The sequence below is a fragment of the Dolichospermum circinale AWQC310F genome (assembly GCF_000426925.1).
Lineage (GTDB): Bacteria > Cyanobacteriota > Cyanobacteriia > Cyanobacteriales > Nostocaceae > Dolichospermum > Dolichospermum circinale.
On the sequence record NZ_KE384672.1, the window covers coordinates 40,860 to 56,176 of the forward strand.

9 protein-coding genes and 1 other RNA gene are annotated in these 15,317 nt (G+C 37.2%); 2 read left to right on the forward strand and 8 right to left on the reverse strand.

Annotated elements, in window-relative coordinates:
• From ssrS to ACIR310F_RS0106715, 3 genes are all read right to left on the reverse strand, one after another.
• Positions 1-167, reverse strand: a non-coding RNA gene (gene ssrS / locus ACIR310F_RS24120) — 6S RNA.
• A 43-nt stretch (positions 168-210) separates the two neighbouring features.
• Positions 211-1,374, reverse strand: coding sequence for a 5-(carboxyamino)imidazole ribonucleotide synthase (locus tag ACIR310F_RS0106710; protein WP_028083148.1), 1,164 nt, complete (start codon positions 1,372-1,374; stop codon positions 211-213).
• Positions 1,365-1,853, reverse strand: a complete 489-nt coding sequence (locus ACIR310F_RS0106715; RefSeq protein WP_028083149.1) for a pentapeptide repeat-containing protein — start codon at positions 1,851-1,853, stop codon at positions 1,365-1,367. Before ACIR310F_RS0106715 ends, ACIR310F_RS0106710 begins: the two co-directional genes overlap by 10 nt.
• Before the next feature lie 509 nt (positions 1,854-2,362).
• Here ACIR310F_RS0106715 and ACIR310F_RS0106720 point away from each other — a divergent pair.
• Positions 2,363-2,686, forward strand: coding sequence for a slr1957 family protein (locus ACIR310F_RS0106720; protein ID WP_028083150.1), 324 nt, complete (start codon positions 2,363-2,365; stop codon positions 2,684-2,686).
• 190 nt (positions 2,687-2,876) lie between these two features.
• On the opposite strand, the gene mutS is transcribed toward ACIR310F_RS0106720, so the two are convergent.
• The 4 genes from mutS to ACIR310F_RS0106740 form a co-directional block, all read right to left on the reverse strand.
• The gene (mutS, locus tag ACIR310F_RS0106725; protein ID WP_028083151.1) at positions 2,877-5,465 is read right to left on the reverse strand and encodes a DNA mismatch repair protein MutS; all 2,589 of its coding nucleotides are present in this window, start codon (positions 5,463-5,465) and stop codon (positions 2,877-2,879) included.
• A 203-nt stretch (positions 5,466-5,668) separates the two neighbouring features.
• Positions 5,669-6,787 (reverse strand): hypothetical protein, encoded by a 1,119-nt coding sequence (locus ACIR310F_RS0106730; RefSeq protein ID WP_028083152.1) that lies wholly within the window; start codon positions 6,785-6,787, stop codon positions 5,669-5,671.
• A gap of 135 nt (positions 6,788-6,922) precedes the next feature.
• Positions 6,923-10,327 (reverse strand): acetate and sugar kinases/Hsc70/actin family protein, encoded by a 3,405-nt coding sequence (locus ACIR310F_RS0106735; RefSeq protein ID WP_028083153.1) that lies wholly within the window; start codon positions 10,325-10,327, stop codon positions 6,923-6,925.
• A gap of 141 nt (positions 10,328-10,468) precedes the next feature.
• The gene (locus ACIR310F_RS0106740) at positions 10,469-13,036 is read right to left on the reverse strand and encodes a dynamin family protein (RefSeq protein ID WP_028083154.1); all 2,568 of its coding nucleotides are present in this window, start codon (positions 13,034-13,036) and stop codon (positions 10,469-10,471) included.
• Between the two features lie 415 nt (positions 13,037-13,451).
• Here ACIR310F_RS0106740 and ACIR310F_RS0106745 point away from each other — a divergent pair, with 415 nt between their 5' ends.
• Positions 13,452-14,678 carry a glycoside hydrolase family 10 protein gene (locus ACIR310F_RS0106745; RefSeq protein WP_028083155.1) on the forward strand — a complete coding sequence of 409 codons (1,227 nt, stop codon included), beginning with the start codon at positions 13,452-13,454 and terminating at the stop codon, positions 14,676-14,678.
• Positions 14,679-14,706: 28 nt separating this feature from the next.
• On the opposite strand, the gene ACIR310F_RS0106750 is transcribed toward ACIR310F_RS0106745, so the two are convergent.
• On the reverse strand, positions 14,707-15,102 hold the full coding sequence (locus ACIR310F_RS0106750; RefSeq protein ID WP_035367735.1) for a salt stress protein, Slr1339 family: 396 nt from the start codon (positions 15,100-15,102) through the stop codon (positions 14,707-14,709).
• Positions 15,103-15,317: the final 215 nt, after the last annotated feature.

Consider the following 15,317-nt stretch of genomic DNA (forward strand, 5'->3'; position numbering starts at 1 on the left):
CAACGCCGTTTTACCTAAGTTTATGACCTGGTTAAACCAGGTGGGAACCGAGGTTTCTCATTTAAAGTTTCCGGGTACAAGCCCGGTATACTGCCATGAGAAGTATTTAGCTCCCTTGTTGTTAAAGACATAGATCAAAAAACTTGATGGCAGTCACCAATCGTCGTAGTGGAACTAACTCATTATAGCCTTGAAAAATAGTTTGTGTGTTTATTCTGGAAAATTTTGGCAAATTTTTCCTGGGGGACACCAGATAGATTCTATTTTGTGTATAATGTCGTTTATTGCATTTCGATTGTTTCGCTCTAATAAAACGGTGATATGTCCTAGTTTACGTCCTGGACGAGCTTCTGTTTTACCGTACCAGTGAACAGTGGCTTGGGGAATTTCTGCTAGTTGTTGACGTTGTTTTTGGTAGTCGCTTTGGCTGGTTTCATATCCTAGTAAGTTAACCATCACAGCACTAGCGCAATTTAATGTAGTATTGGTTAATTGTAAACCACACACGGCTCTGAGGTGTTGTTCAAATTGGGAAGTTTCACAACCGTCAAGGGAATAATGTCCAGAGTTATGCGTGCGTGGTGCTATTTCATTGACTAGGATTTTCCCCTCAGCGGTGAGAAATAGTTCTATACCGAAAACTCCTACATATTGCAGGCTATTTAATAGTTTATAGGCGATCGCTTCAATTTCTAAACTTTGTTCTTTAGTAATTGTAGCAGGTGCAATTACCCATCTACAAACCTGTTCTTTTTGGAGAGTCTCTACCGTTGGATAGATGACAATTTCCCCATGTACAGAACGTGCTGCAATAATAGCCAGTTCTTTTGTAAAAGGTACAAATTCTTCAACTAAAAACTGAGCTTTGCTGTGATTAATTATTTTTGATAAAGTTGCAAAATCGGGAATGACAAAAGTTCCTTGACCATCATATCCATGTCTGCGGGTTTTGAGAACCACAGGAAAACCCAAATTTTCCATTTGTGATTCTACCTCTTTTTCCCTTGACAAGGCAAAAAACTGGGGAACTGGTAAACCTAAATCTTGTAAATAGCAACGTTGCTCATATTTATCTAATAGAGGTGCTAAGGCTGCTAACTGAGGACGAAAGCAAACACCATTTTTTTCTAAAAGTGATAAAGCGGTGAGGTTAACAAACTCATTTTCAAAGGTAATAATATCACACTTTGTAGCTAAAATTTCTGTGGCGGCGGCATCATCAACTGCGGCCAAAATGCTATATTGGGCAATAGATACAGCCGGATCATTTTGACCAGGAGTTTGGACTATTAATTCTACTCCCAGCTTATTTGCTGCATCTCCCATCATCCAAGCCAGTTGTCCACCACCGATTATACCAAGTTTCATTGACATCCTAAGGAATCACGAGTTTCTAGACCAGTTTGGGAATTTACACCGCTGGCCTTTTGACATAGCTCTTTAATTTGCGCTTTATCTAGAATTGCGTCTGTAAAATCCGCACCTGTGATGTTAACATCCGTAAATATAGTACGGAGTAAAAGAGTTTCCTTGAAAACAGCATCAGTTAAATCAGCACCTACTAATTTTACCCCATCAACCATGGCATTTGTCAAATCTGCCCCATGTAAATTTGCTTTTGTCATTACTGAAGCACTTAAAACTGCTCCTCGCAAGTCAGCGCTTGTAAAGTTAGCCATTTCCAAGTTAGCGTTAGAAAATTCCGCTGCTTGTAAACTTTGTCTAGAAAAGTCTTGTCTGGACAATTCTGCATTACTAAAAGACAAAGGATGAGTCCAGTCTGCTAGTGCGGGCTGTGAAAAGCACCAAATTATAATTACCAAAATCAATCCTAAGCCCTTTTGCCAAAACATATTTTATCAGTCCAAGTTACTATGCTCTAGTTTAATCTGCTCCGGGGTAATTGGTAATGGGTAATTGGGTGAATTTTGGCCAGGGCTTAATATTTTGTCATAAATTTTTGAGCGATTACTATATTCTCTAAATTGGTGAAGATTGGATAATTAGGCTGTCAGGACTTGAGTATTTACAATTGTTCATAAAGTTTGATGATAAGTAAAGTTTATTATCTTTTCAATTATCACAGGTCGAACAAGTGTTAGTCTGTTAATCATGGTCATAGCTGTAGGAGCGAAGTTGCCAATATGTACATAATGTTTAATAGATATGTAGAATGATGGACTTAAATTTAATGTTATTGCTAACAGTTATCTGACTAATACCAAATCAAGATGAAGCTGCATAGAATCAGGTTTAAAGAATAATTAACCGCAGCGGTGAGTTGGTATTTAGTTTTATGCAAATTTTCGAGTTATTGAAATTGACCTAAGACACATATTCACAAGGTGAAATTGGTATTTTTATGATGGATCGTTACTCTATTCAATGGATTGAAGCGTGGTGTTTAGAAAATGGCTGGACAGATTTATTTATGGAGAGACGTGGGAATTATTGGGCGTTTCCTCCGGGAGGGGTGATGCCAGAACCAATACCAATGAATGTGTTAAGAATAATTAAAGAGGAAAATGGCTTCACTAATCAAGAAATGTACTGGGCTTGGGCTGCCATATCCACCACGATTTTAGCAGTGATTTATACTTTTTGGTTTAAATGTCCGATTCCTTTAGTGTTATCTTTTGCGTTTAATGCTGTAACAGTAGCACAATTTGAACCAGAAGATGCCTAGATTCGGTAATATGCTGTAAGTGTTGGGTTATGGCTTCGCCACACTTCGTGAACGTTCCTCAACCCAACCTACAAAACTAAGTAAGTGAATGGAAAAAAACCGACATAAGTAACGAAAAGTAAAGTTGCCCAAAACCTGTTCCCTGTTCCCTGTTCCCTTGTCATAACGACAATTTTTAATGCCAACCTACTTACTCTAAATTTTGCAACCCCATCGCTATTTTACTGTGTTTTTCGATTTGTGTCATTACCTGTTTTGCGCGTTGAATCACTACCGGGGGTAAACCGGCTAATCTTCCGGCTTCAATACCATAGGACTTATCAGCGCCACCGGGTTGAACTTGATGTAAAAAGATGATTTGGTCTGGTAACTCCTTAACCGTAACTTGATAATTGGCGACATTAGAAATAATAGTAGCCAATTCATTCAACTCATGATAATGAGTAGCAAAAATCGTCCGCGATTTAATATCAACAGCCAAATATTCAGCCACAGCCCAAGCGATTGATAACCCGTCAAAAGTTGCTGTGCCGCGACCAATTTCATCTAACAAAACCAAAGATTTCAAAGTTGCATGATTGAGGATATTAGCGGTTTCATTCATTTCCACCATAAAAGTAGATTGACCCGTAGCCAAATCATCCACCGCACCAACGCGAGTAAAAATGCGATCGCATATTCCCAATCTAGCAGAACGAGCCGGGACAAAACTCCCCACCTGCGCCATTAATTGAATTAACCCAACTTGACGCAAATAACAACTTTTCCCACTAGCATTAGGACCTGTAAGAATAACTAAATCAGGATTGTTCTCTATAATTGCTTCTAATGACAACTGACCACTGACCACTGACAACTGACCAAGTTTAGTCGAATTAGGGACAAAAAACCCAGACGGTAAAGACTGTTCCACCACCGGGTGACGACCATCAATCACCTCAATCTCTCTACCTGTCAGCATTTCCGGGCGAGAATAACCCTGATGTGCAGCCAATTGTGCCAAACCAGATAATACATCAGCGGCGGCCACTGCGCGGGAAACGTTGCGAATAATTTCGGCTTGATTACCCACTTCATCTCGTAATGCGTTAAAAATCTGATATTCCAGTTGATTCAAATCATCTCGCGCTGTGAGAATGCGTGCTTCTCGTTCTTTCAAATCGGGAGTAATGTAACGTTCCTCATTTGTCAGCGTTTGTTTGCGGATGTAATTATCGGGAACTTGGTCAGATTTACTGCGGGAAATACTGATATAATAGCCAAAAGTTTTATTAAATCCTACCTTTAATGTGGGTATTCCTGTTCTAACTCTTTCGTCAACTTCTAAATTTGCAATCCATTGTTGATCACTTTCCACTGTAGCCTTTCTTTCGTCCAACAGCGTATTAATACCTGCCCGAATTAAACCACCTTCTTTGAGATGTATAGGTGGTGATTCTACGATATGGGCGTGTATTTTTTCTGCTAGTTCTTCCAGCACCGGGGGAACTTTTTGCAAGGCCTTCAAGAAAGGGGATTTTGCATTGGTAACTAAGCGAGATAATTCAGGTAATCGTGAGAAAGAATCAGCTAAAGCGACTAAATCCCGTGCATTTGCTCTACCAGAAGCGGCTCTAACTGTTAAACGTTCTAAATCGTAAATTTGCTTTAATAATTGTCGGATATCTTGACGTAAAGGGGTATTTTCTACTAATTCTTGAATAGTATCTTGGCGTGATTTAATCCCTTTAATTTCCAGTAGCGGTTGTAACAACCATCTCCTTAAAGCCCGGCTACCCATGGCGGTGCTAGTTCTGTCTAAAGCCCATAATAGAGAACCATGAAATGTGCCATCGCGGACAGTTTGAGTAATTTCCAGGTTACGGCGTGTTTGATGGTCTACGATCAAATAATCCGTGAGTGTATAGGTGCGTAATAATTGCAGAGATACAGGATTAGCTTTTTGTGTATCTTCAATGTAGTCTAGAAGACCACCAGCAGCGCGAACAGCGAGGGGAAGATGTTCACAACCCAAACCTTCGAGCGATCGCATTTGGAATTTCTGTAATAATTTACTCCTAGCTTCTGCTTGGGAAAAGGGAACTTGAGAACGTAAACTGTAACAAAATGATGGTGGTAAACACTGAGGAAGGGAGGGGGAAGTTTCTCCTGGACGCAGTAAACTACCTAAATCCGGAGCATTAGTGGGAAATAGTACCTCAGCGGGTTGTAACCGCATTAAGTCTTGGGTTAGGTGTTCTAAATTACTGCCTTGAGATGTGAGAAATTCCCCAGTTGATATATCTGCATAGGCTAAACCCCAATGATTGACAGCAATTACTACAGCAGCTATGTAGTTATTACGACTTGCTTTGAGCATTCCCTCTTCCAACAATGTCCCAGGTGTGAGAATGCGCGTTACTTCTCGCTTGACCAAACCAATAGCATCAGCGGAGTCTTCTACCTGGTCACAAATCACCACAGCGTAACCTTTTTCTACCAGTTGGGTTGTGTAGCGTTCCCAAGCGTGATGTGGTACACCCGTCATGGCAACGCGACCAACATCACCACCGTGTTTACTGGTTAAAACTAGTTCTAATTCTCTGGAGATGGTTACAGCGTCCTGAAAAAAGGTTTCAAAAAAATCACCGACTCTGTACAGCAGCAACGCATGAGGATATTTATCCTTCATCTCTATGTAATGCTGATACATTTTACTCAGCTTACTGCGGTCTTCTACCAGATTTGTATCAGTAAGTGGTGTGTTGGGTGAATTTTGTTCTGGTGTCGGATTCGTCATGGTAGATGCTGAGAGTTGATTTCCACTGTCTTTGATGATAGCGTGATGTGGGAATTTGGGAGCGATCGCTTAAAGTTTATTTATTTTTTTGGATTTTAGAGTGAATATGGCTCACGCAGAGGCGCAGAGGCGCAGAGAGGAGGTCAATATCTGGATTATACATTAGTAAATGAAAGTAAATTTTGTTTAATTGTTTAGTCATCCTAGCGTAAAGTCCGAAATATCACTCTTCCTGGATACTCTTGCTGATTGATTTTGGCATACACTCGCAAACAAGTTAATACCTCTCCAGGAGTACCACCACAATCTAATTGCAAGTCATCTTTAGAAAACTCACAAACATCAGCATACAGTCCTGATAATTGTTTGATTCTCACTTCATTACCCGCTTTTATCGCTTTATCAGCGGCTTTTCTCAGGATACGACGGGATTCTTTTTGTAATTTTCCCCACCAGGAATAACTTTCAGCAGGAGGGATAAATACTAGAGAATTAATGGCTTCATCTATGTCAATCCAGGCACATAATTCTAATATTAGATCAATATTTTCACTATATTTTTGGATGCGGTAAAAGCGATCTTTGAAAGCGTCAATATATTGATGATGTTGTTCTAATTTGGAATTTAAAGAAACTACATCAAAGCTAAAAACACTTTTTAAAGCATGGTGTAAGTCTGTATCTATTTCTATAAATTTAATATATAAAAGTAAAAATCCTGCAATTGAATATAAGTTTTCAGAAAGATGATTTTGGGTAATTTCTGAATTTAGTAAAGCCTGTTGAGATAAACATAGTCCTTTGGCTTTAACTGTACCAGTCAACCCCGGATAAATAATTTCATCGCGGATAAATGGTAATTTTTCAAGATTTTCATTATCTACAATTGCACCTATTTCTTGTGCTGTTTTCGAGGCAATTTCTCTCCAATATGTCGCTATATCTTCGGGAACTCGCAGCAATTTTTTCTGAATTTCGTTCCATATTTCCCCATCATTTTGACTCTGAATTGGAGAAGTACCTAAATAAAAATTTAATTCTGGATCTTTATTAAAAGCTGCTTTTAATTTCAATAATTTTAAGTCGTTTATTAATTGAGATTTTTTTAATTCCCCTAGATACTCAACTTCTTCAATAAGTTGAGTATGTTTTAATAATTCATCAAGTTCTTGTAGAAGTTCTTCACTTATTCCTATTCCCGGATCAATGGGATGTTCTTGATTTGCTTGGGTTAAAATTGCGACTAATCTATATAAATTAAACCGCAATATTTTAGCTAATTCTGAGTTTTCTGTATTGAGTAGTTTATGGAAATTCTGCATAATTTGATGAGGATGAAAATAGAAAATGTAGCTTTTTTTAAGCCACAGCGTAGCCCAGCAAAAAACAACTAAATGATTAATTAAATGATTAATAATGTTGGGTTTCCTTGCGTCAACCCAACTACGGAATTAAAGCTAATGAATACCGCAAAATGGATCGCGTTCTTTATCAACTTCGTTGGGTTGTAATTCCAATTCTGTCCGATAAACACATCCTTCTTGTTCGAGACATTGTTGATGATTAGATGTCCAATAAGGAACTGCACCAGCGTGTATTCTTAATATTCCTGAATGATCAAGAGTTACATGATATTGACAAGGATAATCTGTGATCATATCGGGTTTATTCAGTGTACCAATTCGCAGCCATTTTTTGGTATTTGTATGACTATCAATTTGATAAATATAAAAAGTATGTTCACCACTTTGGGGAAATGGTGGTAAAGGTTTACTGATTAATCCTGTTCCTGGTTGTTTGACACCATCTTGTAAATAATGAAATGTTTCCATTGATTTACTATTATTATCAACTGCAAATACTAAATGATAAGCATGAGGTTGATCAACGGTGGCTGCTTCTAAAACATTAACAGCAATATCACCATCATTTAAGTTATGCTGGGGGTTTTCTATGGCTATATTCCATTTTAAATTACCATCATTAAATAAAGTATTTTCCGTAGGAGATATAACTGAATTAATGTTAATACCAGGTACATCTATTAAGTAATGGGGATTACCTCGACATAGTAAAACACTAAATTGTAAAGCTTGATCAATCTCAAATTGGATTTTGATTTTTTTCAGAAATTCCTGTTCTTCCATGCCTAATTTATCCATTAATATTTTACCGTCAAAACTCCCCCACAGGCGAAAAGTTCCCTTTTCATAATCTTGACGATGGATAATATTAGTTAATTGTATACCTTGCCAAGGTGTCCGCACTTTCGCAACGGTGTCTAAAGGTGCAAGTTGATATAGTTCTTGTCCAGCGCTAAAAATTGCCAATGGTTCGTTACTTTGGGTTTTGCGTTTGAAGTTACAGGGAAGATAATAAAACAGGTTTTTAACATCAATTTCTAATTGATTCGCGCCCTTGCGTAACAGATTTTTAGATTCTTCAGGATCAAATCGAAAACGACGCAATTTTTCGGCATAACAAGCACCTGCGGAAGTGGCAAGCTTTGTAAATTCTAAAACAAAAGTAATCCGTTCTGGGTTCCAAACAAAATATAGTGATTTGCTAAATTCTTCGTAAATTTGTTGTTGAACTAAATCAAGATTACAAGTTTTTCCAGATAGAATTAACCAATCTACTTTTTGATTAGGTTCTGAATTGAAACGACTTTCTATTAAACCTTTAGCAATACCAATTGCTTCTTTAATAGATGAGATGATAGCCCGGTCAAATTGTTGATTATCTAAAGTTAAGGAAATAGATTCAGGGCTTCTAACTTGAAATTTAACTGAACTTTGGGACAGAAGTTCGCCTATTTGTTGTTCATTTAAAGTGAAGGTTAATAAAGAACCATCTTTGGGTTGTTTTTGTCCTAATTTGAGTTTTGCAGCTTCGGCATGATCCCACAATGTATAAAAGGTTTGCAGTCGTTGGGGTGCTTGTTGCCAACGAGTTGGTAAGACTTTTTCGGCTGTATCTAGGGCATCTTTAAAAGCAACGTCACCTTCGGGATTTTCTTTATCTATACATTTTAATAAACTACCGCTTTGAAATTTTCCGTTTTCTAAAAAACGTTCGTTTAATTCGGAGTTAATTAAGTCTTCTAATTTATCACTTTCAATGTCACCTGTAGTGACTGCGGTGAGAAGAAAATCAGAAATCGCAACTTTTAATAGGCGAAAAATTCGCAATGTAATTAATTCACCACCTAGTTGTAAATGTCCCGAAGAACCTAATAATTTAGGAGTTAATTTATAGTAACGTCCTCCTAAACCTCTATCTTCATTGTCTGCAAAAAATGGAGTTTTATCTTCTAGGGTAAGTTCAATTAAAGCTAAGTCTGTTGTACCACCACCAATATCTAAAACCAGAACATTTTGTGACCATTTATTCCCATTTTGACGACAACGAGTTTTGAAGGATTCAATGCCAATATTCAGATTACCACCAAATTCTCGCCAGAGGAAAAAGATAGCGACAGAAACTGCTTCATCATAAGCTGTTTGTACATCATCAATACCTAATTCTTGTACCAGTTGCTTAATTTCTTTGCGAACTATTGGCGGGGCTACGGTGGGATAAGTGACAACTGCTGTTAAAAAATCGCCTTCAGAAAACCTGCGTCTAGCCCGTTGACGATAATCTTCTGTTAACTCAATTAATTGCGCCCAAGCTGCTTGAATTAGGCGATTAACTTGAATATTCTCTTCTTCGTTTTCTAGGATAATTGGGAAAGATCGATCTTGTCCAAAATAGCGTTTGGGTGAATGATGAAATCTGCTAATAATTTCTTTGACTGAAACAGTTGTTCCCTGGGCTATTGCTTTTTTTCTGTTATCTCTTGCGTCTCTACCCATCTGTAGTTTTAATGGGATTAATTGCGATACTTCCATTTCACTGGGAATTTCTGTATTGCGGCGGTCAATATCTAAGATTACGGGAATTAAATTTTGTGATTCTAATGTAGGAACACGAAAAACTTCATGATATATAGCATAAAGTTTTTTACTAACAGCCCGACGAAATCTATCGCTTGTTCCTAAACATAATTCAATTTGTCGAATGGCTTCTAAAAATAATTCTTTGTGATCACTTTCAAAAATCTCACTTAATTGATGTGGTTGTATTTGTAAGTTTTTGCTAATATCAACTAGGAACTTTTCCCACTCACTAGCACTAACATCTACTAAGGCTAAATCTGGAGGAGAATTTAACCATTCAGCCATGCGTTGTCTTAATCTCAGTTCTTGTTCTTTGGGTAAAATTTCCGCAATGGGGACTTCAATGGGATCAAAAAGTGTAACTGTGGAGTTAGAAGTACCAAAATCTAAAGCTAACCAACCCGGAAATCTTTTCTTTTGTTTTTCGTTGAGTTTTTCACTCAGTTGTTGACTTAAATTATTTAGATAGGTGTCAAACTGCGAATTGTTCATGGCTTGATGATTTCTTGTAAATGAATTTGGTGATTTTTGTATGGGTATAAACCAAAGATCATATTCGGCGGATATATGTTTAGATATAGACAAGTTTGGGTTTCCTGCACTGTCAGAGTCGAAGTATTCAACAATTACCTTTAAGGTACAGTCAACTAATGTTATTAAAGGTGAATCTAATTGACATATATCCTGTCCTAATTGACAGATATTAATGATTTGTTTGGGTGTAGCTGAGTGAAATTGTCTATAGGTTCTTTGAATTTTTGCTGCTAATTGATTTGGTGTCCCCCTCACTATACAGGTAATTCGAGAAATGTACGGAATGTTGCTATTAACAGCGACAATTTGAATCGAAGGTAGATGCAACTGTGAGTTTTCTCTAACACCTAATTTAAAACTAGGTGGAATCTGAATTTCCACAGGCATTTTTAATGTTCCTTATTTAAGTTGATGGTTGATCACTGAATGCTGATAAATTAAATAAAGCAGAATTAATGAGGTCAGATCCCCGAATCCTAAGATCAATTTATCATTTATGTACACAATTTGAAAAAGAAGTCAGGGATCTTATGGGAAATTGCTATAAATAAATAATTCAGCCTCATTAATTGTAGCAATATCGGCTAAAATGTCTAACCAGGTGGGAATAGCTAGTTCCCCTTGTGAATCTCTAGCTGCAATATATCTTAGTAGTGCTTCTTGTTTAGAAAGGTTTTGCAAACTGGGAATTATTTGATCTAAAATTCCATTGATTTCTATATTTACGTGCTGATTACTTTCACTGACATACTGTACTAAGTGGAGACTAGCACTAGCGGTAATTTCATCCCTTAGTCGCAAAACAAAAAGTTGATGATTAGCACTTTTCAGTGATGTTTGATTTTTCTCAGGAGACCAATCAAATATTTGTCCTACACTGTGTTTTTCATCTTGTCTCGCTAGGGGAAAAATACTCCCTGGGTTGATAGTTTGATCATGGTTATTGATTTCAGTGATAATGGCTTCTTTCCATTGACGAGGATCACATCCTAATAACAGTTTATAAAATAAATCAGCTTCTTCAGATCCAAATTTTTCTTCAATTTCTTGTTCCATTTCTGGCTGAAGAATGGCTTGCAGTTTTTCCCGTTCTAAGGTGATTTTATGGGCTAATGAGTTTAATAAGTCTATCACAGCTTGACGAAGGCGATCGCTGGCAAAGTTTTCCAATTCTTTAATTGTTTTCTCAAAGGCTGGATAAAAGTCATCACTCTTAGTTGGTAGAGAGGTATTCACCCGATTTCCTCGATCAAATAATTTCCCGGCTGCACCTTTAAATTCCGCTAGGGTAATTGTACCATTTTGGATTTTATTAAATAATAATGTCCACTGATTCCAATTCAAAATTCTAAAAGTTAGTTCATCTTTAACGACATCACTAACTACAATTCCCCTTCTATCTTTCAGTTGTTCTTTCCCTAAATCTTTTTGAAAGTTTCTGTAGGTTTTATCTAAACTTTCTATGGCTGATCTTAATTCTATCAAAGCCGGAGTATCAGATATAGGTATGCCTTGTTCGTGAATTTCGGCAATAATTTCTTGAAGATATTCTTGTTGCTGACGAATCGTATCAGCAGCCCGACGGCTATCTTCATATAATTGCTTTAAGCCGTGATTAGCAACATGACTTTGAATCAATTCTCTTAATTTACTAATACCACCATCTTGAGCGAAATAACCTAATTGTCTTCCTAACTGATTACGACCATCTCCTGCTAGTAAAACTGCGCTTAAATCCCCCCATTTTTTTTGTAATTTCCTCGATTTTTCCAGATAATCTGGATAATCTAAATTCGCTAGAAATTCCGCAGAACCAGCTTTAACTTGACTAGAACGTTTGGCTAATTCAGCTAACCCTAATAATGGTGATAATAAAACAATTCGGTCTTTTTGAGAAGTAAATGCTTCCGCACCGTCAATAATAGTTTTTAGAACCTTCAATTTTTGGAAAACTGTACTTATTTGTAATGGTTGATCATCAGATTGATTAGCAATTAATAAATCCAGTTCCCTTTCTCCTCCCTCACCTTCTAAAGGTAATTGATCAAAACGTCCTACACCTACTAGAATTAAATCTTTGAGGTCTTGTCCAGGGCGTTGTTGCTGCATCATGGTAAAGATTTTATGGGCGCGATCGCTCCCCGGTGATTTACCATTAAGTAAGACTAAAATTGTCTGTACTTGCGCCAATTCTCGTAATGATAAAAATGTATCCCTAGTTCCAGAATTAGCCGCACCCAAACCGGGAAAATCTAACAGCACAAATTCCTCCGCACCTGTGAGATCCCAAATTTCTCGTGATATTTTCACTTGAATATCAACACGACGAATTAAGAAAAAACTATTCCGTAATAATTGAATAGTTAATTTTTGCGGCGCACTAGATAAGCGAATATGCGCTGGTGGTAAATCCTCAAATTTAAGAGATTGAATCGCCATAGGCATTTCTGCCAGTTGTAAACCTTCACAGGCTGTAATACGATCAATTTGGTAAAAGCGACCGCATAAAGCCTCACCATAAGCCTGATAAGCCCGCAAAAATAGCACTAACTCCCGCAGCAAATAACGCAACTCTAAATTATTGCAACTTTTCCAAACTTCCTCACACCAAATATTTATATCTTTACCAGTCTTAATTTTATCTACCTGCAAAGGTGTAACACCAGCGGATATGGCGCGACGGTTTGCTTCTTTCAGCATGAAGTGTAAGCACTCATTTACCCCGTCATGGGATAAATATTCTACAGTATAATTATTTACTTGAGTAGTTGCAAAACCATCCTGGGCTTGAATATGAATAGCGGTGACATTACCAGTGGTGGGATTTTCACTCACAGGTAAAGCGTCTGCATAACCAATGAGACTCCCTAGCAGCAAACTTTTACCACTACTAAATTCCCCCATTACGCCGATTTTCACCGGTGAGGTTGCTAGTTCTACCGTTTTCACAGCGGCCTCTCGCAGCCGCAGCAGACAATCATCAAGGCTAGTGGGAACCCAATCTTCCTCTTGGGAAGGATGTTGGGGTACGGAGTCAATTTTGCGGAGGATAAATTCACCGTACTCTTTTATTCGCGCCAGCTTATCTGGTTCCATAGAGTGGTCTTTCGTTTGAGTTCATTTGCACAACAGGGTTATAACACAAAACCTCAAAATTACCACTACTAGTGTAACCAAAAGCGGGCAGATAACTGGCAACCAGTAATCATCAAATGTGATAATTTTTACTAACTATTTTTACTAATTATTAATAATAAAACTCTTGTGGTGCGGGCATCTTGCCCGCATAAGGTGTACCTCACTCAAGCTGAACTTGCTGTATAATGTTGATGTTCTTTTGTGGAGTGATTAGTCAATTAGAACAAAAATTAAGATTCTTCAGTCATTTATTTACAAAATGCTATATAATTGTCTATAAATAATAAATGTCAGGGTAATTCACGAATTACATCTACTTGTGAATCAAGGAATTTTAATATAGTTAATTTTGTTAGCATATTCTCAACTTAAAATGAAAGTCAATTACCACAATCTTGTCCTCCATTTCCACCAGAAATTACTTAAACCGTTATTTCGGTCTTGGCTTTTAATTTCCCTAATCACAGTTTTTTGGGTAAACACTTTGACACCTGTTAACGCCCAAGTACCACGTCAAGAAATTCGTGGTGTGTGGGTCACAAATAATGATTTAAATATTCTCAAAGATCGGACTAAGGTTCAAGAAGCTGTAACCCAGCTACGAGAACTCAATTTTAATACTGTCTATCCTGTGGTTTGGAATGCTGGATATGTAATGTATCCTAGCAAAGTAGCCAAGGATTTAGAAATTCAACCCTTTGTATTTAAAGGATTAGATGGACATGATATTCTCGCGGATTTAATTGATAGATCTCACCGTCAAAAATTACTGGTAATCCCTTGGTTTGAATTTGGATTTATGACTCCTAATAGTTCCGAATTGGCATTAAATAAACCAGGATGGTTAACACAAAAACAAGATGGTGGTACAACATCTGTTACTGCTGCTGGTGAAGTTTCATGGTTAAACCCATTTCACCCAGAAGTACAACAGTTTATTATTGATTTGCTGGTAGAACTTACTAATAAATATGATATTGATGGTATTCAATTTGATGATCATACCAGTTTACCCCATGAATTTGGCTATGATAAATATACAGTTGCCTTGTATACTAAAGAAACTCAGAAAAGTCCACCAAAAGATTATAAAGATCCAGAATGGGTAAATTGGCGAGCAAATAAGATTACAGAATTTATGGTGAGACTGAACAATACAGTTAAACAGATAAAACCGAAAATGATTTTCTCTATCTCTCCCAATTACTATGATTATGCTTACAAATTTCAACTGCAAGATTGGTTGAATTGGGCAAGATTAAACATAGTAGATGAGTTAGTCATGCAAGTTTATCGGGAGAATTTAGATAGTTTTACCTCCAAGCTTTCCCGTCCAGAAATCGAAGAAGTTAAACAAATAATTCCTACTGGAATCGGAATTATGGCAGGTTTAAGAACTAAGCCAGTCTCAATTCAACAGATTCAATCTCAAGTCCGCGCTGTGCAACAACGTGATCTGGGAGTAGCTTTTTTCTATTATGAAAGTCTTTGGAATATTGCACCAGAATCATTAGGAGAACGCTTGGCTGGATTTAAAAATTTATTTCCATATCCTGCATTGCGTATGGCTACACCAGAACAGCTATCAGAACTAGAGTAATTAAGTCGGTTTTATTGGGCTTACTTACTCAGGAATTAGTTTGTAAATAATCAATTGCTGCTGCTAATTTAGTAGGATAACCTTGAGCAAATCTTTCAAACCATAATCCTTCTGATGATAAAGGATCTAATTTAGCTAACCATTCTTGGGCGGGTTTTTCTAAAGCTTCTCTTTGTTTGGCTTTAAGTTTTTCTTGACGAATTTTCTCCTGTATTAATTCTTCTTGTTTTCGCAGTGCTTCGGCTGCGTCTTTTTCCAGAAAATCAGCTTGTACGTCTGATAATAAGTTATCTATAAATCCATCTGACTTAGGAGGAGGTGAATTTAATTGAATTTGCGGTAAGCTATTTCTAGAGTTAGATTGTGTATATTCGGTTTTAGCTGCCGAAAAATCAGCTTGTACGTCTGATAATAATTTATCTATTAATACATCTGATTTATTAGTAGATAAAACCAATTTCACAGGGTTTAAATTAGCCTGTGGCGGCGTGTTTTTGGGTTCTGTATGTTCAGTTTTGAATTCAGCTAATAGCTTATCAATGGAATCCATATTTGTCATTCCTGGAGAATCTATAGGAATCCGGTTTGATTCTGTGAATTTACTTGTGTGGTCAGGGAACAGGGAACAGGGAACAGGGA

Bases quoted from the DNA above. Each gene is read 5' to 3' on its own strand.
- ACIR310F_RS0106710 (WP_028083148.1), bottom strand. From the start codon at position 1,374: ATGTCAATGAAACTTGGTATAATCGGTGGTGGACAACTGGCTTGGATG.
- ACIR310F_RS0106715 (WP_028083149.1), bottom strand. From the start codon at position 1,853: ATGTTTTGGCAAAAGGGCTTAGGATTGATTTTGGTAATTATAATTTGG.
- ACIR310F_RS0106720 (WP_028083150.1), top strand. From the start codon at position 2,363: ATGATGGATCGTTACTCTATTCAATGGATTGAAGCGTGGTGTTTAGAA.
- mutS (WP_028083151.1), bottom strand. From the start codon at position 5,465: ATGACGAATCCGACACCAGAACAAAATTCACCCAACACACCACTTACT.
- ACIR310F_RS0106730 (WP_028083152.1), bottom strand. From the start codon at position 6,787: ATGCAGAATTTCCATAAACTACTCAATACAGAAAACTCAGAATTAGCT.
- ACIR310F_RS0106735 (WP_028083153.1), bottom strand. From the start codon at position 10,327: ATGCCTGTGGAAATTCAGATTCCACCTAGTTTTAAATTAGGTGTTAGA.
- ACIR310F_RS0106740 (WP_028083154.1), bottom strand. From the start codon at position 13,036: ATGGAACCAGATAAGCTGGCGCGAATAAAAGAGTACGGTGAATTTATC.
- ACIR310F_RS0106745 (WP_028083155.1), top strand. From the start codon at position 13,452: ATGAAAGTCAATTACCACAATCTTGTCCTCCATTTCCACCAGAAATTA.